The sequence below is a fragment of the Leifsonia sp. NPDC058292 genome, assembly GCF_042880955.1.
Classification (GTDB): domain Bacteria; phylum Actinomycetota; class Actinomycetes; order Actinomycetales; family Microbacteriaceae; genus Leifsonia.
In genome coordinates, this window is the sequence record NZ_JBHVYL010000002.1 from 97,588 (window position 1) to 118,417 (window position 20,830).

The 20,830-nt window shown below is 69.8% G+C and carries 21 protein-coding genes; 12 read left to right on the forward strand and 9 right to left on the reverse strand.

Going from position 1 to position 20,830, the window contains the following annotated elements:
• The first annotated feature begins 30 nt into the window (after window positions 1-30).
• From ACFVWR_RS02490 to ACFVWR_RS02500, 3 genes are read left to right on the forward strand one after another with little or no spacing between them, the layout of a single operon-like run.
• Window positions 31-678, forward strand: a complete 648-nt coding sequence (locus ACFVWR_RS02490; RefSeq protein ID WP_387207637.1) for a bifunctional 4-hydroxy-2-oxoglutarate aldolase/2-dehydro-3-deoxy-phosphogluconate aldolase — start codon at window positions 31-33, stop codon at window positions 676-678.
• Window positions 675-2,282 (forward strand): amidohydrolase family protein, encoded by a 1,608-nt coding sequence (locus tag ACFVWR_RS02495; RefSeq protein ID WP_387207639.1) that lies wholly within the window; start codon window positions 675-677, stop codon window positions 2,280-2,282. Before ACFVWR_RS02490 ends, ACFVWR_RS02495 begins: the two co-directional genes overlap by 4 nt.
• Window positions 2,283-2,298: 16 nt before the next feature.
• The gene (locus ACFVWR_RS02500; RefSeq protein WP_387207641.1) at window positions 2,299-2,883 is read left to right on the forward strand and encodes an RBBP9/YdeN family alpha/beta hydrolase; all 585 of its coding nucleotides are present in this window, start codon (window positions 2,299-2,301) and stop codon (window positions 2,881-2,883) included.
• Between the two features lie 29 nt (window positions 2,884-2,912).
• Here the strand turns inward: ACFVWR_RS02500 and ACFVWR_RS02505 are convergent, their stop codons facing one another.
• From ACFVWR_RS02505 to ACFVWR_RS02530, 6 genes are read right to left on the reverse strand one after another with little or no spacing between them, the layout of a single operon-like run.
• Window positions 2,913-4,073, reverse strand: a complete 1,161-nt coding sequence (locus ACFVWR_RS02505; RefSeq protein ID WP_387207643.1) for a mannitol-1-phosphate 5-dehydrogenase — start codon at window positions 4,071-4,073, stop codon at window positions 2,913-2,915.
• Complete coding sequence (locus tag ACFVWR_RS02510; RefSeq protein WP_387207645.1) at window positions 4,070-4,507, reverse strand: PTS sugar transporter subunit IIA; 438 nt, start codon at window positions 4,505-4,507, stop codon at window positions 4,070-4,072. The genes ACFVWR_RS02505 and ACFVWR_RS02510 overlap by 4 nt, the downstream gene beginning before the upstream one ends.
• Window positions 4,504-6,015, reverse strand: a complete 1,512-nt coding sequence (locus ACFVWR_RS02515; protein WP_387207647.1) for a PTS mannitol transporter subunit IICB — start codon at window positions 6,013-6,015, stop codon at window positions 4,504-4,506. The genes ACFVWR_RS02510 and ACFVWR_RS02515 overlap by 4 nt, the downstream gene beginning before the upstream one ends.
• 26 nt (window positions 6,016-6,041) lie before the next feature.
• Window positions 6,042-7,724, reverse strand: coding sequence for a phosphoenolpyruvate--protein phosphotransferase (gene ptsP, locus ACFVWR_RS02520; RefSeq protein ID WP_387207649.1), 1,683 nt, complete (start codon window positions 7,722-7,724; stop codon window positions 6,042-6,044).
• A gap of 2 nt (window positions 7,725-7,726) precedes the next feature.
• A complete protein-coding gene (locus ACFVWR_RS02525) occupies window positions 7,727-7,993 on the reverse strand; it encodes an HPr family phosphocarrier protein (RefSeq protein WP_387207651.1) in 267 nt (88 codons plus the stop codon).
• A 42-nt stretch (window positions 7,994-8,035) separates the two neighbouring features.
• The gene (locus ACFVWR_RS02530; RefSeq protein WP_387207653.1) at window positions 8,036-8,344 is read right to left on the reverse strand and encodes a PTS sugar transporter subunit IIB; all 309 of its coding nucleotides are present in this window, start codon (window positions 8,342-8,344) and stop codon (window positions 8,036-8,038) included.
• Between the two features lie 200 nt (window positions 8,345-8,544).
• Here ACFVWR_RS02530 and ACFVWR_RS02535 point away from each other — a divergent pair, with 200 nt between their 5' ends.
• Entirely contained in the window at window positions 8,545-10,461 is a 1,917-nt protein-coding gene (locus ACFVWR_RS02535) for a BglG family transcription antiterminator (protein ID WP_387207655.1), read from the forward strand.
• Window positions 10,462-10,544: 83 nt separating this feature from the next.
• On the opposite strand, the gene ACFVWR_RS02540 is transcribed toward ACFVWR_RS02535, so the two are convergent.
• Entirely contained in the window at window positions 10,545-10,961 is a 417-nt protein-coding gene (locus ACFVWR_RS02540) for an META domain-containing protein (protein WP_387207657.1), read from the reverse strand.
• Between the two features lie 117 nt (window positions 10,962-11,078).
• Between ACFVWR_RS02540 and ACFVWR_RS02545 the strand changes: the two genes are divergently transcribed.
• Window positions 11,079-11,579: a pyridoxamine 5'-phosphate oxidase family protein gene (locus tag ACFVWR_RS02545; RefSeq protein ID WP_387207659.1), complete on the forward strand. Its 501-nt coding sequence runs from the start codon at window positions 11,079-11,081 to the stop codon at window positions 11,577-11,579.
• 11 nt (window positions 11,580-11,590) lie between these two features.
• Here ACFVWR_RS02545 and ACFVWR_RS02550 read toward each other — a convergent pair whose 3' ends face one another.
• Complete coding sequence (locus ACFVWR_RS02550) at window positions 11,591-12,769, reverse strand: ROK family protein (protein ID WP_387207661.1); 1,179 nt, start codon at window positions 12,767-12,769, stop codon at window positions 11,591-11,593.
• Window positions 12,770-12,921: 152 nt separating this feature from the next.
• Here ACFVWR_RS02550 and ACFVWR_RS02555 point away from each other — a divergent pair, with 152 nt between their 5' ends.
• The 7 genes from ACFVWR_RS02555 to ACFVWR_RS02585 all read left to right on the forward strand — a co-directional run bounded on the left by ACFVWR_RS02555 (window position 12,922) and on the right by ACFVWR_RS02585 (window position 19,149).
• On the forward strand, window positions 12,922-13,674 hold the full coding sequence (locus tag ACFVWR_RS02555; RefSeq protein ID WP_387207663.1) for an amino acid ABC transporter ATP-binding protein: 753 nt from the start codon (window positions 12,922-12,924) through the stop codon (window positions 13,672-13,674).
• A 63-nt stretch (window positions 13,675-13,737) separates the two neighbouring features.
• On the forward strand, window positions 13,738-14,673 hold the full coding sequence (locus ACFVWR_RS02560; RefSeq protein ID WP_387207665.1) for a glutamate ABC transporter substrate-binding protein: 936 nt from the start codon (window positions 13,738-13,740) through the stop codon (window positions 14,671-14,673).
• A gap of 89 nt (window positions 14,674-14,762) precedes the next feature.
• Window positions 14,763-15,407 carry an amino acid ABC transporter permease gene (locus ACFVWR_RS02565; RefSeq protein ID WP_387207667.1) on the forward strand — a complete coding sequence of 215 codons (645 nt, stop codon included), beginning with the start codon at window positions 14,763-14,765 and terminating at the stop codon, window positions 15,405-15,407.
• Window positions 15,404-16,330 carry an amino acid ABC transporter permease gene (locus tag ACFVWR_RS02570; protein ID WP_387207669.1) on the forward strand — a complete coding sequence of 309 codons (927 nt, stop codon included), beginning with the start codon at window positions 15,404-15,406 and terminating at the stop codon, window positions 16,328-16,330. Before ACFVWR_RS02565 ends, ACFVWR_RS02570 begins: the two co-directional genes overlap by 4 nt.
• Complete coding sequence (locus tag ACFVWR_RS02575; protein WP_387207671.1) at window positions 16,323-17,357, forward strand: asparaginase; 1,035 nt, start codon at window positions 16,323-16,325, stop codon at window positions 17,355-17,357. The genes ACFVWR_RS02570 and ACFVWR_RS02575 overlap by 8 nt, the downstream gene beginning before the upstream one ends.
• Window positions 17,354-18,160 carry a copper homeostasis protein CutC gene (locus tag ACFVWR_RS02580; RefSeq protein ID WP_387207673.1) on the forward strand — a complete coding sequence of 269 codons (807 nt, stop codon included), beginning with the start codon at window positions 17,354-17,356 and terminating at the stop codon, window positions 18,158-18,160. The genes ACFVWR_RS02575 and ACFVWR_RS02580 overlap by 4 nt, the downstream gene beginning before the upstream one ends.
• On the forward strand, window positions 18,157-19,149 hold the full coding sequence (locus tag ACFVWR_RS02585) for an ROK family protein (protein WP_387207675.1): 993 nt from the start codon (window positions 18,157-18,159) through the stop codon (window positions 19,147-19,149). The genes ACFVWR_RS02580 and ACFVWR_RS02585 overlap by 4 nt, the downstream gene beginning before the upstream one ends.
• 80 nt (window positions 19,150-19,229) lie before the next feature.
• Here the strand turns inward: ACFVWR_RS02585 and ACFVWR_RS02590 are convergent, their stop codons facing one another.
• Complete coding sequence (locus ACFVWR_RS02590; RefSeq protein ID WP_387207677.1) at window positions 19,230-20,786, reverse strand: chaplin family protein; 1,557 nt, start codon at window positions 20,784-20,786, stop codon at window positions 19,230-19,232.
• Window positions 20,787-20,830 lie beyond the last annotated feature (44 nt).

Below are 20,830 nucleotides of genomic sequence, written 5' to 3' on the forward strand. Positions count from 1 at the left end.
CCCGAGACACTGACGGCCCCGAGGAGACAGATGCTGATCGACGTACTGACCGCCGATCGCGCCATCGCCGTGGTGCGTGCGCCCCGCATAGACGATCCGGCGGCGCTCTGCCGCGCGCTGGCCGCCGGGGGCATCCGGGCCGTCGAATACACGTTCACGACGCCGGGGGTCGAGGAGGTCATCGCGGCATCCGTGGCCGCCGTCGATGCGGGCGACCCGGCGGCTCCGCTCGTGGGGGCGGGAACGGTCACCGATGTCGCCAAAGCCGAGGCGGCCATCGCCGCGGGGGCACGCTTTCTGGTGACGCCTGGGCTGCACGAGGGCGTCGCTGCCGTCGCGCGCGACGCCGGCGTGCCCTTCCTGCTCGGCGCCCTCACCCCGTCGGAGGTCATGCGCGCGGTCGAGTGCGGCGCGGCCGCGGTGAAGATCTTCCCCTCGACCGTGGTCGGCGCCGGGTACCTGAAAGACCTGCGCGGCCCCTTTCCCGACACGCTCTTCGTGCCGTCCGGCGGGCTGCACGCCGGCAACGCGGCCGACTGGATGCGCGCCGGCGCCCTCGCGGTGACGGCCGGCTCCAGCGTCGTGAGCGCGGCGACCATCGAGGCGGGCGACTGGACGGGTATCACGGAGCGCGCACGGGAGTTCACCGCGGCTGCGCTGGGGGCGCTGACGGCGTGACCGACCACGACGGCCGCACGCTCATCCGGGGGGCCGTGGTGCTCGACGGCTCGGGCGAGCCCGGATACACGGGCGACGTGCTAGTGGTCGGCGACCGCATCGCCGAGGTCGGAGCGCGGCTCGACGCGCCCGCGGGCACGCGCATCCTCGACGCCGACGGACTCGCCGTCGCCCCCGGCTTCATCGACATGCACGCCCACTCCGACCTCGCGGTGCTCACCGACCGCGACCACCTGGCGAAAGTGTCGCAGGGAGTCACCACGGAGGTGCTCGGACAGGATGGGCTCTCCTACGCGCCCAGCACCCCCACGACGATGGCGATGCTGCGCGACCAGCTCGCCGGCTGGAACGGCGTTCCCGACACCGTCGACTACTCGTGGCGCACCGTCGCGGACTACCTCGACGCGATCGACCGGCGCGGCACGGCGACGAACGTCGCCTACCTGATTCCCCAGGGTTCGGTGCGGATGGCCGTCGTCGGCTCCGACGACCGCGCCGCCACGCCCTCGGAGCTCGCCCGGATGCGGGAGCTCGTGGCCGACGGGATGCGCGACGGCGCATTCGGGCTCTCCTCCGGCCTCACGTACGTGCCCGGGATGTTCGCGAGCACCGACGAGCTGGTCGCTCTCTGCGAGGTCGTCGCCCGGCACGGCGGCTACTTCGCGCCCCACCAGCGCTCCTACGGCGCGGGCGCGCTCGCCGCGTACGCCGAGATGGTCGAGGTGGCCGCGAGCTCGGGCTGCGCCCTCCACCTGACCCACGCCACCATGAACTTCGACGTCAACCGCGGGCGAGCCGGCGAGCTCGTCGACCTGATCGACCGGGGCATCGCCGACGGTGTCGACATCACCCTCGACACGTACCCCTACCTCGCCGGGGCGACGACGCTCTCGGCCCTGCTGCCCAGCTGGGCCGCCGTGGGCGGGCCCGGCGCGACCATCGAGCGCCTGCGCGACCCGGCTGTGCGCATCCGGGCCGCGCACGAACTCGAGGTCACGGGCAGTGACGGCTGCCACGGCGTGCCGGTGGACTGGGCGACCATCGAGATCGCCGGCGTGCGCGACGCGCAGCACTCCTCGGCCGTCGGTCACACGATCCGCTCGCTGGCCGCCCGGGACGGCGCCTCCCCCGCGGAGGCGTACTTCGGGCTGCTGGTCGCCGATCGGCTGGGGACGAGCATCCTGCAGCACGTCGGGGACGAGGAGAACGTGCGCACGATGATGCGGCACCCCCGTCACACGGGCGGCAGCGACGGCATCCTCGTCGGCGACAAACCCCACCCGCGCTCCTGGGGGACGTTTCCGCGCTACCTCGGCCACTACGTGCGCGACGAGGGGGTGCTCGGGCTCGAGGATGCGATCGTGCACCTCTCGGCGAGACCCGCGGCCCGACTCGGGCTCACCGATCGCGGGCGGCTCACGGCCGGATACATCGCCGATCTCGTGCTCTTCGATCCCGCCGGCGTCGCCGACCGCGCGACGTTCGCCGAACCGCGGCGCCAAGCCGACGGCATCCCCTGGGTGTTCGTCGGAGGCGTACCCGTGCTCGCTGATTCGCGCCGCACCGACCGGACGCCCGGCCGCGCCCTGCGATCGGGCGTGTGACCTCTAGGCTGGCGCGGTGACCGAGACCGCATTCCTCATTCTGCACGGCTGGGACAACTTCCGGCCCGCCGGGCACTGGCAGCACGAGCTCGCGGTGGCGCTGCGGGGGCGGGGACGGCGAGTGGACTACCCGCAATTGCCGGATGCCGCCCAGCCGTCGGTCGAGGCCTGGCGCGATGCCCTCGCCCAGGCGCTGGAGGCTGCGGCCGCCGACGGGCGCCGCGTCGTGGTGCTCGCGCACAGCCTGGCCTGCCTGCTCTGGCTCGGCGCGCGGCCCCGCACGGCGGACGAGGCGGTCGAGCGGGTGCTGCTCGTGGCGCCTCCGGCCCCGGCGGTCGTGGCCGGAATCCCCGAGATCGCGGCGTTCGCGGCTCTCGAGCTCAGCGCATCCGGTGCGCCGACCACGATCGCGGCCTCGGATGACGACCCGTACTGCCCCGAAGGCGCCGCGACCGCCTTCGGCGAGCCGCTCGGCATCCCGGTGACGGTGATTGCCGGCGGCGGGCACCTCGAACGCACCGCCGGTTACGGCGAATGGCCTTCGGTGCTCGCCTGGTCTCTCGACGCCGCCGCGCCGCTGCTGCCCAACACCGCGCGCTGAGTCTCGCCCGGCGGGTGGGCGACGGGAGGTCAGCGGGCGGGGAGGGAGCTCTGCACGTCGCGCACGGTCGCCACGAGCGGATCGTAGAGGGGCTCGCCGGGCGTCACTGCCGTGACCTCGGTGACGATGTCCTCCGGCTCGGCCTCGCGCAGCAGCCGTTGCAGTTCGACGCTCTGGCTGTCTTCGGAGAAGTCGAAGCGCAGAGCGTTGCCGATGGCCGACAGGAGGGCGACTGGCACAGCGCCCGAACTCGCGAAATCGGCGGCAGGGCCGATGAACCGGTCGTTGCGGCTGAGCTTGCGGAGCGGCTCACGGCCCACGCGGGTCACCTCGTCGACCAGGTACGGGTTCGCGAACCGACCGAGGATCTTCGCCCGATACGCCTCCAGCTCGGCCGGTTCGAGACCGTGCTTCGCGACGAGAGCGGCCGACGTCTCCTGCAAGGCGGCCTCGGCGGCCGCTCGCACCTCGGGGATCGCGATGGCCTCGCTGATCGTGCGCGCTCCCGCCAGGAACCCGGCGTAGGCGATGGTCGCATGACCCGTGTTCACGGTGAACAGCTTGCGCTCGATGTACGGCGCGAGGTCGTCGACGAAGGTGGCGCCGGGGATGCTCGGCTCCGCGCCCGCGAACGCCGTGCGCTCGACGACCCACTCGTAGAACGTCTCGACGGTCACGTCGACGCCGGCGTCGGCCGCTTGGGCGGGCACGATGCGGTCGACGGCCGTGTTCGCGAAGACGGCGCGCTCGGCGATCTCGTCGCGACTCTCCTCGGGCAGCGACGTGAGCACTTCGAGGGCAAGAAGGTCGGTCGCGCCGATCGCGTTCTCGCAAGCCATGACGGCGAGCGGCGCCGCGTCGGTCGAACGCGCTGCGAGTCCCGCGGCGATCGCGGGGGCGACGAACTTCAGGATGCGGGGGCCGACCGCCGTGGTCACCACGTCGGCGGTGGCGATCTCGGCGACCAATGCATCCGCATCCGTCGCGCTGTTGATGGCACGGAAGCCGCGCACGACGCGATCGGTGGAGATCTCGCCCACTTCGTGCACCGTGTACGAGTCGGCCGCGGCGAGAGTGTCGATCAGCTCTCCGTTGACGTCGGCGAAGACCACCTCGTAGCCGGCCTCGTTCAGCAGGAGACCCACGAAGCCGCGGCCGATGTTGCCGGCGCCGAAGTGGACGGCCTTCATTCGTTCACGTCCCCCAGCAGGGCGAACAGTGCGTCCGCATCCGGAGCCTCGATGAGCTTCTGCACGTCGTCCTCCTCCGAGAAGATGATGGCGATCTTCGAGAGGATCTCGAGGTGCTCGTTGTTCACTCCCGCGATGCCGACGACGAACCGCACCTCCTCGCCGTCCCAGTCGATGGGCGATCCGTAGCGGATGAACGACAGGGCAGAGCGCTTGATCTCGTCTTTCGCCTCGTTGGTGCCGTGCGGGATCGCGAGCCCGTTGCCCATGAACGTGGAGACGGTGCGCTCGCGGTCACCCATCGAGTCGATGTAGGCCGGCTCGACGGCACCCGCGGCCACGAGCAGTCGACCCGCTTCACGGATCGCCTCGTCGCGGGTGGTGGCGCTGCCCAGCGCCACCACGTTCGCGCGGTCGAGAATCGTGTCTGTCATTTGTTCGCATCCTCCGTCGGCGCTGTCGCCTGCTGGTTCTTGACGAGTTCGACGACCTCGTCGTATTTGGGGCTGTTCATGAAGTTGTCGACCGAGACGTGCACCGAGGCAGGCGACTGACCTTTGGCGCGGTCGGTGAGCTGCTGCTGCGTGATCACGAGGTCGGCCGTCCCGTCGAGATTGCTGATGGCCTGGTTGGTGACCGTCACGCCATCGACACCCGCCTTCTTCATCTTGTTGCGCAGCACGGATGCGCCCATCGCGCTCGAGCCCATGCCGGCGTCGCACGCGAACACGATGTTGCGCACCAGCCGGTCAGTGGCATCGCCCTGCGCGTCACCGGTGTCGTGCTCGCCCTCGGAGACCAGCCCGCCGAGCACCGACGACGACTTGCCCTTGTTCGACTCGGTCTGCGCGACGGCGGCCGACATGTCGCCGGCGTTCCCTGCCGCGAGGTCGCGTTTGCGCGTCGACCGGAGAACGATCGCGCTGAACGTGAAGGAGACCGCGGCCGCCGCGACGATCGACACCGCGATGCCCACCATGTTCGGAACCGGCGCTTGGGCGAAGATGGCGAAGACCGATCCGGGAGCCGCCGGCGCTCGAAGCCCCGTCTGGAACGCGACGTTGACCGCGACGCCCGTCATGCCACCCAGGATCGCTCCGATGATGAGGATCGGCTTCATCAGCACGAACGGGAAGTAGATCTCGTGGATGCCGCCGAAGAACTGGATGATGAAGGCGCCCGGAGCGCTCGCCCGCGCCGCGCCCAGACCGAAGACCGCCCAGGCCAGGAGGATGCCCGCGCCGGGGCCGGGGTTCGTCTCGATGAGGAAAAGGATGGATTTGCCTGCCTCCTGCGCCTCGATCGTTCCGATCGGCGTGAAGACCCCATGATTGATCGCGTTGTTGAGGAACAGCACCTTCGCCGGCTCCACCAGAATGCTGACCAAGGGCAGGATGTGGGCTGAGACCAGCCAGTCGACACCACTCACCATGAGGTTCGTCAGTCCTTTGACGAGCGGGGCTATCCCGAAGAACGCGCCGATCGCCAGGATGAACCCGAGGATGCCGGCCGAGAAGTTGTTGACTAGCATCTCGAAGCCCGCCTTGATCTTCCCCTCCCAGATTCGGTCGACTACCTTCATCAGGTAGCCGCCGAGCGGGCCCATGATCATGGCGCCGATGAACATCGGGATGTCCGTACCGACGATCACACCCATCGCGGCGATCGTTCCCACGACACCGCCTCGGGTGCCGTAGACGATCCTGCCTCCGGTATTTGCCAGCAGTAGCGGCAGCAGGTAGGTGATCATGGGGGTGACGAGCCCGCCGATCGCCTTGTTGGGGAAAGGTCCTTCGGGAATGAAGAGTGCCGTGATGATGCCCCACGCGATGAACGCCGGGATGTTCGGCATGACCATGTTGGAAAGGAACGTGCCGAACCTCTGTACGCGAACGCGCGCGCCGACCGGCTTGCGTGTCGTGGTCTCAGACGCCGTTGTCATTGTGGGGCCTCGTTTCTGTGGTGGTGTTAGGGAGCGGGATGCCCCGCGACGGCGGCTCGCACCGCGTCACGGGCTTCGGCCGCGCCATCGGCGGCCAGAGCTGTCTGGGCCAGGCGCTTGGCCTGGTCGAGACTGAAGTTCTTGAGCGAGAGACGCACGTCGGCGATCGCCGACGGCGACATCGACAGGGTGGTCGCGCCGAGGCCGACGAGCACGACGGCGAGCAGCGGGTCGGCCGCCGCCTCGCCGCAGATGCCGACGGGCTTGCCCGCTGCCGCGCCCGCAGTGCCGACCTCGCCGATCAGGCGCAGGACGGCCGGATGCCACGGGTCCTGGAACGAGGCGACCGAGCCGAGCAGGCGATCGGCCGCGAGCGTGTACTGGGTCAGGTCGTTCGTGCCGATGGAGGCGAAAGCGGCGTGCTCGAGGATGCGGTCGGCCAGCAGCGCGGCCGACGGCACCTCCACCATCACTCCGACCGTCTTCAGGCCGAGCTCGGTGGCCAGGTTCACGAAGTACCGGGTCTCCTCGACGGTGGACACCATCGGCGCCATCACCCAGAGGTCGGCGTCGGTGACTGCATCGGCTTCGGCGAGCGCGGTGAGCTGCTCGCGAAGCAGGTCTTCGTTCGCGCGCAGCGAGCGAAGCCCGCGGAGACCGAGCGCCGGGTTGTCCTCGTGCGCGTCGTTCAGGAACTCGAGCGGCTTGTCGGCGCCCGCATCCAGCACCCGCACGACGACCTTGCGCCCCGGAAAGTCGCTCAGCAGCCGCTTGTACTGCTCCCGCTGCTGCTCGACCGTCGGCGCCATGCGCTGGTCGAGGAAGAGGAACTCGGTGCGGAACAGTCCGACGCCCTCGGCTCCGGCATCCAGGGCCTTCTGCGATCCGTCGGTCGCGCCGAGGTTGGCGAGCAGGGGAACGGGGGTGCCGTCGGCGAGCGCTCCAGGGTCGAGGCTGCCCGACAGCGCCGACGCCCGCTCCTCGATGCGGCGAGCGGTGTCGGCGCGGGATGCCGCATCCGGGTTCACGGTCACGGTGCCGACCGCCGCGTCGACGATCACGTCGTCGCCGTCGGCGATCGTGTCGGCCCCGGCCACGCCGACGACCGCAACGATCGCCTTCTCGCGAGCGAGGATCGCGGTGTGGGATGTCGGGCCGCCCTCGCGGGTGACGAGTCCGAGCACCTTGGTCAGGTCGAGCAGAGCGGTGTCGGCCGGGGCGAGGTCGTGCGCGACGAGCACGAACGGCACGTCGGACTCGGGGACACCCGGCGCCGGCCTCCCGCTCAGGGCGGCGATCACGCGCTGGGCGACGTCATCGAGGTCGGTGGCCCGCTCCCCCATGTAGCCGCCGAGGCCGATGAGCATGTCGCGGAAGACCGCGAAGCCCTCGAACACGGCGCGCTCCGCGGTCTTGCCCGAGTCGATGCGGGCGGAGACGTCGTCGAACAGAGAGGAGTCCTCCGCCATCATCGACTGGGCTTCGAGCACGTCGGCGGCCGTTCCGCTCACCTTGGCGGCGCGAGCCCGCAGGTCGTCGGCGACCGTCTTCACGGCGGCGGCGACCCGGGCACGCTCGTCGTCAGGGGTGCGGGCGCTCGGTTCGTCGGCGGGTTCGGGAAGGGGGGCGGCCATCCTGAGCACCGGTCCGAGGGCCACGCCCTGTCCGATGCCGGCGCCGGTGAATGTCTGAGTCTCGAGATCGGTCATGATCAGGCGTCGTGGTCCGTCGAGAGGATCTCGGCCAGATCGTCGAGCACCGCGTCGGCGTTGTCGGCCTCCGTGTTCAGCGTGACGTAGTCGCCGTGGTCGATGCCCAGCGAGATGACGCCGAGGATGCTGCCCGCGTTCACAGCCTTGCCCGAGTTCTTGGCGATCGTGACAGGGGCGCCCGACTCGGCGACCGCCTGCACGAAGAGTTTGGCGGGTCGGGCGTGCAGCCCGTGGGTCGATCCGACTCGGATGGTCCGCTCAGCCATGGTGGTCTCCTTCGAGGTGGCGTGAAAAGGCAATGGATGCTCTCATAGTGCCGCCGCCCGGGTGTCGAGTGCCAGGTCGAGCGCCTCATCGCCGTCGAGCGCGGCGGGTGAGACCGCCGGAAGAACCGCGACGGATGCTCCCAGAGCCCGGGCACGCGCCCTGAGCTCGTCCACGCTCGCGGCCAGGTGCGCACCGACGAGCACGACGTCGAGATCGCCGAAGGCCTCCAACTGATCGGCGCTGCCCGCCCGAACCTCCACGGCGACGCCACGCTCTGCAGCGGCTTTCCGCACCTTCAGCGCGACGAACGTGCTGGACGCGCCGGCACCGCACACGACGAGGATCTTCATCGATCTTGCCTTTCGAGACGTGCTGTGGAGCTGATGGGACGAGTGGATCAGTGCCATGCTCACCCCGGCGGCCGCTGCACCTCCAGCAGCGTTTCTTCCTCACCCCAGGAAGAAACGACCGAAGACCCTGATCAGCGCGCGGGAAAGTGGTTGACTCATGGCAGTCACGCGCTCGGCGCGCGGAAAGGTATGTGGTCACGGTGGCGCTCCCGGCGAAGCAGGCGACGATGCTCGACATCCTGTCGCGCCGCGACGGCTGGACGACCGCCACCGAGCTGGCGCACGACCTCGGCGTCACCACCCGCAGCATCCGCACATACGCCGCCGAGCTGAAGGAGGCCGCCGCGCCGCTCGAACTGATCGAGTCGGGGCCGAACGGCTACCGCGTCGACCGCGACGCGTACGCCGCCTACCTCGCCGGGGCAGACGGGTCGGGCCCGGTCGCCTCACCCCAGGAGCGCCTCACCCACCTCGTGCGCCGGCTGCTCGACGAGCCCGACGGCATCGACGTCTACGAGACCGCCGACAGCCTGCATGTCAGCGACTCCACCGTCGAATCCGACCTGACCCGGATGCGCGGCCTCCTCGCCGACACCGAGCTCTCCCTCGAGCGGCACGGCGGTCGGGTGCAGCTGAGCGGGCCGGAGATCGCCCGTCGCAAACTGCTCAGCCGGCTCTTCCGCGACGAGATGCGCCAGGGCGTGGTCGATCTGGCGCGCATCCAGGAGGCCTTCTCATCTCAGGGGCTCGCGGCGTTCAAGTCAGACCTTGTCGACATGCTCGACGCCCGCGGCTTCTTCGTGAACGAGTACGGCATCAACGACGTGCTGCTGCACATGGCCGTCGCGCTCGACCGGGTTGCGAAGAACCGCGTGCTGCCCGCAGCCGCCGACCCGGAGGCCAGCGAGACGATCCGCCGGCTCGCCGACGATCTCGGCACGCTCGTCACCCAGCACTTCGATGTGACACTCGACCCGACCGAACTGCGCTACCTCGCCATCCTGCTGCGAACCCGCGTGATCGCCCCGGGCGCCGGAGCCGACCCCGTGTCGGAGTTCGTGAGCGAGGAAGATCTGGACGTCGTGCGCGGGATTGTCGCCCGCGCATCCGCCGAGTATCTCGTCGATCTGCGCGATGAGGACTTCATCGTGCGGTTGACCCTGCACGTGCAGAACCTGGTGGCCCGCGCCCACGAGAACTCGTTCTCTCGCAATCCGCTCACCCGGTCGATCAAGAGCTCGTATCCGCTGATCTACGAGTTGGCCGTCTTCATCGCCAGCCGCCTGCAAACCGCGGAGCACATCGTCGTCAACGACGACGAGATCGCCTACATCGCCATGCACGTCGGCGCCTACCTCGAGCAGCAGTCCCGGCGGCAGGATGCGGTGACCTGCGCGGTCGTCTGCCCGAACTACTACGACATGCACATCCTGCTGCGCGACCGGCTCGAGAGCGCGCTCGGCGACGAGCTCGACGTCACCAGCGTGATCACCTCGACCGACGCCGACTGGGATGCGATCGACGCCGACCTCGTGCTCACGACGATCGAGCCGAGGGGACGCCGCGACAACGCCGTGATCGTGCAGCCGTTCCTCACCGAGTCGGACATCGAACGCACCCGGGCGGCGATCGCGCGCATCCGCCGTCAGCGCCGTCGTGCCCGCATCAAGAACGACCTGCTCGAATACTTCGACGAGTCGCTGTTCCTCCGCAACTTCTACGCCCGCGACCCCGTGTCGATGATCCAGGCTCTCGGCGACAGGATGATCGCGGCCGGAGCGATCGACCAGGAGTACGTCGACCGCACCATCGAACGCGAGCACATGTCTTCTACGGCGTTCACCGACTCGCTCGCCGTGCCGCACGCGATGGCCATGAGCGCCAACCGCACGGCCATCGCGATCGTGGTCAACGACACGGCCATGGACTGGGGGGATGCTCGCGTCAACGTGATCGCCTTCATCGCGTTCGACGCCGCCGGGCGAGGCGCCTTCCAGACGGTGTTCGATCAGTTCGTGGAAGTGTTCTCCGACCGCGAGGCCGTGCTCCAGCTCATCCGGAGAACAGACGGCTTCGCCGCCTTCATCGACGAGCTCGTGCGCATCATCGACTCCTGACCCGCCTCCCGCGCGCGTCTCTTCGTGCGAAAAGTGCGGTCAGCCGCACTCCAGCCGCACTTTCGGCACGAGTGCTCGGCGGGTCAGCGGCGGTCGAGCGTGCCGATCTTCGTGCCGTCGGTGCGGAACACGGTGAGGGTGTCGCCGGAGACGGTGGCCTTGTTGGCGAGGTTGAGCCAGACGGTGATGCCGGGGCAGGCGACGAGTGTCGAGGCGAAGGGGCCGAACACGAACGTGTCGCCGTTGATCTTTCCCTCGCCGACCATGGCGTTGCAGCCGTCGGTGCCGTTGAAGCCGCCGTCGGGGGCGATGGTCAGCGACGGCTTGCCTGCGGTGTCTTCTCCCCACGCGCCCACGAACGGGGACGCCTGCGAATCGGCGGTCGCGGTGGAGGTCGCCGTGGGCGTCGGCGAGTCGGCCGGGGTGCCGGACGAGCATCCGGTGAGGGCGGCCGCCGCGGCGATCGCCAGAACGAGAACTGCGGAGCGCACGGTCTTCATGCGCTCAATCTAGCGGCGCGACACTCCCAGCCGCGAGGGGCGAGTTCTTGCGGGCGCAGGGATGCGGCAGCTCGCAACCACTCGCCCCTCGGCGCACCCGGGCGTACCGTGACGGCCATGACTGACGACACCCAGAACGCGAACACCGAAGACCTGAAGACGATCGCCGACCTGATCGCGGCGTCGAAGGTCGCCCTCCTCACCACGCAGACGGCCGCCGGGCACCTGCATTCCCGCCCGCTCGCAACGCAGAAGGCGGAGTTCGACGGCGACCTGTGGTTCTTCACGCAAGACCCGAGCCCGAAGGTCGACGACATCCTGGCCCACCCGAGCGTGAACGTCTCCTACGACACCGGCAAGGGCTACCTCTCGATCGCGGGTACGGCCGAGCTGGTGCACGACCGCGAGAAGGTGGACGAGCTGTGGTCTCCTCTGGTGGAGCCGTGGTTCCCCGACGGCAAAGACGACCCGAGCGTCGCCCTCCTGCTGGTGCACGCCGACTCGGCCGAGTTCTGGGCGTCGCACGAGCCGGGCGTCGTGACCGCCTTCAAGGTCGCGCGCGCCGCCGTGACGGGCAAACAGCCCGACATCGGCGAGAACAAGACCGTCGACCTCTAGGCGAGCCATCGTCACCGCACGACGCTGTTGATCTCCTGGCTGTCGAAGAGCTTGTCGAGCACGAGCCGGGCGGCGCCGAGGATGCCGGCGCGATCTTTGGTGACGCTCACCGCGATGTCCAGGTTGTCGGTGACCATCGGCAGGCACTCGAAGTAGATCGTCGATCGCACACCGGCGACGAAGGCTTCGGCCTCGCCGAGGATGCCGCCGAGCACGAGGCGTTGCGGGTTGAAGAAGTTCATGATGGTGGCGAGCACTCCGCCAACCCGCGTTCCCGCCTCGCGCAGCATCTGGGTGGCCAGCGGATGCGCGTCGCGGGCGAGCGCCAGCACGTCGCTGGTGTCGGCCACGGCGACCCCCGCGTCCTGGAGCGCCTGCACGATGGCTGCCCCTCCGGCCACGGCGTCGAGGCATCCCTTACGCCCGCAGGAGCAGAGCACCGCAGGCGCCCCGGGCACGGTGACGTGGCTGATGTCGCCCGCCATGCCGTGGAAGCCGTGGTAGAGCTCGCCGCTCGCGATCACACCGCAGCCGATGCTCGAACCCGCTTTGACGAAGACGAAGTGCTGCACCTCATCCCGAAGGCCGACATGCTCGCCGAGCGCCATGAGGTTGGCGTCGTTGTCCGTCGCGGTCGGAAGCCCGCTCAGACCCGTCATGAGAGCCGACACGTCGACGCCGTTCCAGCCGGGCATCCGGGAGGGCGACACCATGAGCCCCGAGGAGTCGACCGGGCCCGGTAGACCGATGCCGAAGCCGCGGAGCCGCTGACCCGGCTGCCCGTGCTCGGCAAGCAGCTCGTCGGCGACCGCGGCGATCCAGCTCAGGATGCGGTGGGGGCCATCCGCGATGTCCATGTTCTCGTTGCGCACGGCGATCAGCCGGCCCGAGAGGTCGACCAGACCGAAGGTCGCGTGGTGCGAGCCGAGGTCGACGGCGCAGACGACGCCGGTCGACGGATCGATTTCGAGGGTGCGCGGGCGGCGGCCGCCCTGCGAGACGCCTTCACCCGCCTCCCGCACGTAGCCGGCGCCGATCAGCGCGTCGATGCGCTGGGCGACGGTGGACGGCGAAAGCCCGGTGGAGCGCGCGATCTCGGCTCGCGACCGGGAGTGGCCCGAGCGGATGAGGTCGAGGATCGCGGCCGCCGACGAGCCGGAGCCCAGCAGGGCATCGGTGGTGCTGTTCATCGCGCCGGGCACTCCACTCTCAAAGAGGTTTGGGTCGAGAATACTGTATCGACTTTATTCGAAATCGAACGAAGTAAATCCACAATTGCATAATCATGTGAACACTTAGTACGCTTTCCGGAACCCGACCCACGATGACGCGAGGAACCTGGATGAACGCAACGGATGCACGGCCGATGGTGAGCCTGCACGCGGTCAACAAGCACTTCGGAGACCTGCACGTGCTCAAAGACATCGAGCTGCTCGTCGAGCCCAAAGAGGTCGTCGTGGTCGTGGGGCCGTCGGGCTCCGGCAAGTCGACGCTCTGCCGTTCGATCAACCGTCTCGAGACCATCGATGCCGGCGAGATCCGGGTCGACGGCGAACCGCTCCCCGTCGAAGGGGCGGCGCTCGCCCGCCTGCGCGCCGACGTGGGCATGGTGTTCCAGTCGTTCAACCTGTTCGCCCACCGCACGATCCTCGAGAACGTGACCCTCGCACCGCTCAAGGTGCGCGGCGTCAAGAAGGCGGAGGCCGAGCGCGAGGCGCTCGAACTGCTCGACCGTGTCGGCATCAAAGACAAGGCGGGCAGCTACCCGGCGCAGCTCTCGGGCGGCCAGCAGCAGCGCGCGGCCATCGCGCGGGCGCTGGCCATGCATCCGAAGGTCATGCTGTTCGACGAGCCGACCAGCGCGCTCGACCCCGAGATGGTCGGTGAGGTGCTCGAGGTGATGACCGCCCTCGCCAAAGAGGGGATGACGATGATCGTCGTCACGCACGAGATGGGCTTCGCCCGCCGCGCCGCCGACCGCGTCGTCTTCATGGACCAGGGCCAGATCGTCGAAGAGGCCACCCCCGCCGAGTTCTTCGACAACCCGAAATCCGAGCGCGCGCGCTCGTTCCTTGCTTCCGTCCTGTCGCACTGAGTGCGCGGAAGGCACCACCGGCACCACCCTGCACCACACATCCCCCGAGGAAGGACGCAGTACATGACCCGCACCACCCGCAAGGCGACTGCCGCCGGCATCCTGCTCGCAGCAGTGACGCTCGCCGTCTCCGCCTGTTCCGGCACCACCAGTCTCCCTGGCGGCGACCCGAGCTCCAGCTCGTCCGCCGACTCCGTGTTCGCCGACGCGCCCGTCGCCAAGGCCGACCTCATCCTCCCGAAGTCCACGATGGAGGCCATCAAGAAGCGCGGCAAGCTGATCGTCGCCGAGGCGCTCGACGCCCCGCTGCTGTCGCAGCAGGACCCGACGAACCCCGACCAGGTGAACGGCTTCGACGCCGACCTCGCCAAGCTGCTCGCGATCTACATCCTCGGCAAGCCGAACGTCGAGATCGTGCCGCCCGCATCTGAGACCCGTGAGGCGATGCTGCAGAACGGCACTGTCGACGTGGTGTTCAACACCTACACGATCACCGAGGAGCGCGCGAAGCAGGTCGACTTCGCCGGGCCGTACTTCGAGTCCGGTCTCGCCGTCGCCGTGAAGAGCGACAACGACAAGATCAAGAGCGTCAAAGACCTCGACGGCAAGAACGTGATCGTCGGCGCGAACACGCCGGCCGTCACCGAGGTGCCGAAGGTCGCTCCGACCGCCAAGGTCACCGCGTTCGCCACCGACCCGGCCGCCGTGCAGGCGCTCATCCAGGGTCGCGGCGACGCCTACGTGCAGGACTACACCCTGCTCGCGAGCGACGCGGCCAGCGAGAAGCAGATCAAGGTCGTCGGCAACCCGTTCACCAAGGAGCCGTACGGCATCGGCCTCAAGCACGGTGACAGCGACTTCAAGTCGTTCGTGAACGAGTGGCTGAAGACCATTCAGAAGGGCGGCCAGTGGGGCAAGGCGTGGAAGACCACGCTCGGCACCGTGACCGACTCCTCCATCCCCACCCCTCCGGAGATCGGCTCGGTCCCCGGTTCCTGACCGGCCGGGATGCGCGCGGAGTGCCCACACAACCTCCGCGCGCGTCCCGACCTTCATCCATCGATCCGCACGTCACGAGTGAGTGAGCAATGAACCCCCTGATCGACAACCTCGGGCTGATCGCCCAGGCGCTCGGCACGACCCTGATGATGGCGATCATCGCCGGGGTCGGCTCGATCGTGCTGGGTGTGCTCGTGACGGTGGCGCGGGTCAGCCCGATCCCGATCCTCCGGGGCGCCGCTTTCCTCTACGTTCAGTTCTTCATCAACGTTCCGTTGCTCGCGCTGCTGCTGCTCGCCGTGTTCGCGCTGCCGGACGCGGGAATCCTGCTGCCCCTCACCCCGACCGCGATCATCGTGCTGACCGTCTACGAGGCGGCCTACGTCGCCGAGGCCGTGCGAAGCGGTGTCAACACGGTCGGTGTCGGGCAGATCGAAGCCTCGCGCGCTCTGGGTCTGACGCTCTCGCAGTCGCTGCGTTTCGTCATCATCCCGCAGGCTCTGCGTGCGGTCGTTCAGCCGATCGGCAACGTGATGATCGCGCTCGCGATGAACACGGCGCTCGCGGCTGCGGTCGGCGTCGTCGAACTCACCGCGACGGTCAACAAGATCAACCTGGTCGCCGCGCAGCCCATCCTCATCTTCTCCAGCGCGGGCCTCGTCTACATGGCCATCGCTCTCGCCATCGGGCTCGCCGCGGGCTGGGTCGAACGAAAGGTGGCGATCGTCCGATGACCGCTCAGCTCATCCCCGACCGTCCGGCGCCCTCGCCGAAGAGGCGTCGCCCGCGCCGCGAGTACGCGGCCTCCTTCATCTACGACCAGCCCGGCCCGCGCGGCAAGCGCACCATCCTCTTCGGCTCGATCGTCAGCTCCGTCGTCTTCATCGTCGTGATCGGGCTCGGCCTCTGGCAGTTCGCAGACCACGGCCAGCTCGCCCCCGAACGCTGGGCGCCGTTCACCGACTGGGCCATCTGGAGCTACCTCCTCGTCGGCCTGCTCGGCACCCTCGAGGCCGCGGCCATCGTCGCCGTTCTCGGGGGTGCACTCGGTGTGCTGCTTGCGCTCGGCCGGATGAGCCACCAGCGCTGGCTGCGCTGGCTGAGCTCCACCTACATCGAGATCGCCCGCACCGTTCCCGTGCTGCTGATGATCTACCTGATGCTGTTCGGCCTTCCCCAGATCGGCATCAACCTGCCGACTCTCTGGAAGCTCGTCGTTCCGCTGACGATCGCCAACTCCGCCGTCTTCGCCGAGATCGTTCGCGCCGGCGTCGCGAGCCTCCCCCGCGGCCAGCGCGAGGCTGCGCTCAGCCTCGGGATGCGCGGCTCTCAGGCCATGCGCTTCGTCGTGCTGCCTCAGGCGTTCCGCAACGTGACGCCGTCGCTGGTCACCCAGCTCGTCAGCCTGCTGAAAGACACCTCGCTGGGCTACATCGTGGCCTTCACCGAACTGCTCTACCGCGGTCAGGTGCTCGCCTCTTACCTGCACCTGCTCATCCCCACCTACATCGCTGTGACCGCGATCTACCTCGTGGTGAACGGCAGCCTCTCGTACGTGGCGTCTCGGCTTCAGCGCGACCAGAGTCGCCGTCGCGTCAAACAACCACCGCTGCCGGCGCTCCCGGCCATCGACCACACGAAAGCCGCGAATGCCTGAGCCGACCTCCGCCTCCGTCTCCCCCGCCGTCACCGCGACGCCCGCCGCCGGTGTCGCGCACCTCGCCGAGCTCGCGGCCGTCACCCGCTCGGGTCTCGTCGAGAGCCGGCACTTCGGCTCGCTCGTCGCCGTCGATCCGTCGGGCGCGACCCTGCTCGAGCTCGGCACACCGGATGCGGTCGTGCTGCCCCGCTCGACCGTCAAACCCCTCCAAGCGCTCGCCTGCCTCACCGCCGGCGCGCCGCTCGCCGGGCCCGAGCTGGCCATCGCCGCAGGCAGTCACACGGGTGAGGACGAGCACGTTCGGGTCGTGCGCGCCATCCTCGAGCGCGCCGGCCTCGACGAGAGCGCCCTGGGATGCCCGGTCGACCGGCCGGAGGACGAGGCGACCTTCGAGCGGCTGGTGCGGGCGGGCGAGCCGCGCACGCGCATCCGGATGAACTGCTCGGGCAAGCACGCGGCCATGCTCCTCGCCTGCGCTGTCAACGGATGGTCGACCCACGACTACCTCGATGTGGCGCACCCCCTGCAGCAGCACGTGCGGGCCACCATGGCCGGGCTCACCGGCGTGCCGGTGGAGCACGACGCCATCGACGGCTGCGGCGCTCCGCTCTTCGGAACCAGCGTGCGCGGCATCGCCCAGGCGTTCCGCGCGCTCGTGCAGGCCGAGCCGTCGTCTCCGGCCGGCCAGGTGGCGGCGGCGATGCGCGAGCATCCCTTCTACGTGGGCGGCTCCGGGCACCAGAACTCGACCCTGATGGAGACGGTTCCCGGCGCTCTCGCCAAGGGCGGCGCCGAAGGGGTCATCGGGGTGGCCGCCGCCGACGGCACCGCCGTCTCGATGAAGATCGTCGACGGAAGCCCGCGTGCCACGACGGTTCTGGCGCTGCGCGTGCTCGAGACGTTCGGCGTCGACATCGCGGGCGCGGGCGCCCTGACGTCTGTCGCGATTCTCGGCGGTGGCGTTCCGGTCGGCGCGATCACTGTCGGCGACGACCTCTCCCGAGCTCTCGGGGCCACCGCGTGACGGCCGTCGAGATCTGCCTCGACGATCTGAGCGGCATCACCGTCGCCGAACGCGCCGGCGCCGACCGGGTCGAGCTCTGCGCCTCACTCGGCGAAGGCGGCATCACCCCCAGCATCGGCACCGTGGCCGTGGCGCTGCGCACCGCCACCACCATCGGTGTGAACGTGCTGGTGCGGCACCGCCCGGGCGACTTCGTGTACACCCAGGCCGAGGTGGATGCGATGGTCGCCGACATCCGCGCGATCGCCCAGCTGCCGAACCCGGCCGGTGTGGCACTCGGGTTCGTGCTCGGCGCGCTGAACGCCGACGGCTCGATCGACGTCGAATCCACCGCGCGCATGGTCGCCGCCGCCGCCGGAGCTCCGGTCACCTTTCACAAGGCGTTCGACCAGGCTCCGGACCTTCCCGCGGCACTCGACGACGCGATCGGGCTCGGCGTCAGACGCATCCTGACCTCTGGCGGTGCGAGCACAGCCATCGACGGCGCGGAGACGCTCGCCGAGCTCGTCGTGCGAGCGCGCGGGAGGGTCGGCATCCTCGCCGGCGGCGGCGTGCGCCCGGGCAACGTCGCCGAGATCGTGCGACGCACCGGCGTGACGGAGGTGCACCTGCGCGCGGGAACGGCCGTGCCGAGCGCCGCCCGCGCCGCCGGGGGCGCGGCGACCGTCTACGACTCCGGATTCCGGATGGTGACCTCGGCCGAGATCGTGCGGGATGTGCTGCGGCAGCTCGGCCGTGACGGTCGCGATGGTCGGGTCGCCCGCGACGGCGGGGCTGCCCGCGACGGCGGAGTCGCGGCGTGAGCGGCCCCGATCAGGCGGGCGCCGCATCCCTCGCCCTGTCCACCGACGGCACCACCGCCGTGCTCGCCGTCGACCTCGGCGGAACAGCAATGAAGGGCGCCGTGGTGACGGCCGACGGTGAGACCGTCGCCCAGCTGACCCGCCCGACTCCTGCCGCTGAGGTGGTCGCGGCGCTGATCGAGCTGTTCCTCGACCTGCGCGAGCTGGCCACCGGTCTCGGCTGCACCGTGGTCGGTGCGGGCGTCGCCACCCCCGGCATGGTGGACGAGGAGCGCGGCGTCGTGCTCTACGCCTCGAACCTCGACTGGCGCGATGTGCCCCTTCTTGATGCTCTGCGTGACGCTCTCGACGTTCCGGTCGCGCTGGGCCACGATGTGCGGGCGGCGGGACTCGCCGAACGCACCCTCGGCGCGGCGCGGGGAACGGACGACTTCGTGCTCGTGCCGATCGGCACCGGGGTCGCGGCCGCCCTCGTGACCGCCGGCGGAACGATCACCGGCGCGACCGGCGCCGCGGGCGAGTTCGGGCACATCCCGATGGTGCAGGACGGCGAGCTCTGCACGTGCGGCCAGCGTGGGTGCCTCGAAGTGTACGTCTCGGGTGCGGGGCTGGCCCGGCGCTACGCGGCGGCGGGCGGAGACCCGCTCACCTCGAGCGAGATCGTGGGCCGCCTCGGTAGCGACGCCGTCGCCGACACCGTCTGGCGCGAAGCGGTGGACGTGCTCGCCCAGGGCCTCGTCACCCTCACCCTGCTGCTCGATCCGACCGTCATCGTGCTCGGCGGCGGGTTCTCCCGCGCCGGGGATGCGCTCTTCGCGCCCCTGCGCTCGCGCGTCGCCGCCGGTCTCGCCTGGCGCAGCAGCCCCCGCATCCTGCGCAGCGAACTGGGTGGGGATGCGGGGCGCATCGGCGCCGCGATCCTCGCCTTCCGCGCCGCCGGCCTCGCCGACGTAGCGCGCACCTGGACCACCCTCACCGTCACTCCCTGACCCGGCCGCGCCCGCCCGCCCGCGTTCGGGCATGACGACGCGCCGCCGGGCACGTGGCCCGGCGGCACGGCCGCCCGTTCTCACTTGCTGTGGTGCATGCGGTGAGCGCGCGGCGCGATGCGGTTGCGCGCCCCGAACATCAGAATGACTCCCAGCAGGGCCAGCAGCGCAGCGATCGCGCCGAGGCCGAGCTCGTTCGAGCCGGTCTGTGCGAGGGTCGTCGCAGAGCCTGCACCGAGCGCCAACGTCGTTCCCGAGCCCGCCGTCACCGTGGCCGCTCCCGGGTCACCCGGGGTCGTCGGCGTGGTGGGGGTGGTCGGAGTGGTCGGCGTCGTCGGAGTGGTGGGCGTCGTCGGGGTCGTCGGGGTGGTCGGCGTCGTCGGCGTTGTCGTCGACCCGTCCGTCTCGCTGTCGCCGATCACACTGACCGCGTTTCCGCCGACGGTCACCGGAACTCCGAGGTCGATCGGCAGCTGAACGCCACCGAGGATGCCGCCCTCACCGCCCGTCGTGATCCCCGTCGAGCCACCGCCTGCCGCGCCACCCTGCGTGGTCGAGCCCGACGAGGTCGAGTCACCCACCACGCTGATGGCGTTGCCGCCGGCCGTCACCGGGACATCCCCGGCCACCGGAACCTGGATGCCCGAGAGCACCCCATCAGAACCCGTCGTGGTCGATCCCGCACCGGCAGCGGAGCCGCTCCCCGACCCAGCCGCAGGAGCCGCCGTGGTCGAGCCCGACGAGGTCGAGTCACCCACCACGCTGATCGCGTTGCCACCAGCGGTCACCGGAACCGCGGCGCCGACAGGAACCTGGACACCCGAGAGCACCCCATCAGAACCCGTCGTGGTCGAACCTGCACCGGCTGCGGGGTCGCTACCCGATCCAGCCGCAGGAGCAGCCGTTGTCGCGCCGGACGAGGATGAGTCGCCGAGCACGCTGATCGCGTTGCCGCCGACGACGACCGGGATCCCCAGATCGATCGGAGCCTGGATGCCCGAGCCGATGCCGTTCTCACCCGACGTCGTCAGGCCATCACCGGCCGTGCCGGACGCCGCGGCGGGCTGCGTCGTCGAACCGGACGACGTCGAGTCGCCCAGCACGCTGATCGCATTGCCGCCCACGGTGACCGGAACGTCCGCGTTCACGGGCGCTTGGATGCCGGAAGCGACACCATCGCTGCCCGACGTCGTCGGTGCGGCCGCCGGTTCAGCAGCAGCCGGAGCGGCGGCGGCGGGCGCAGCGGATGCCGCGGTCGCGTCGCTGCTCGACGCATCGCCGACAGCGCTGACCGAGTTGCCGGTCACCGTGACGGGCACGCTCACATCCACCAGGGCCTGGGCGCCGGAGAGCACCCCGCCGAGACCGGAGGTCGAGACGTCGACAGACGGTGACGCCGCCGGGGCCGGGTCGGCAGCCGGAGCCGCCGTCGAGTCCGTCGACTGCGAGTCGCCGATCACGCTGATGCCGTTTCCGCTCAGCGTGACGGGAAGGGTTACTGTGACGGCCGCTTGGTCGCCCGAGGCGACTCCGTCGTCACCGCTGGTCTCGGCCGCGTTCGCGACACCGACTCCAGCCAATGACAGGCCGCCGAGGAAGAGGGTGAACCACAGCCCCCTCGACACGTACTTGTTCATGGTTTTGCCTTTCGAATGAGTGTTGTGTGCTCCCAGAAGGGAGA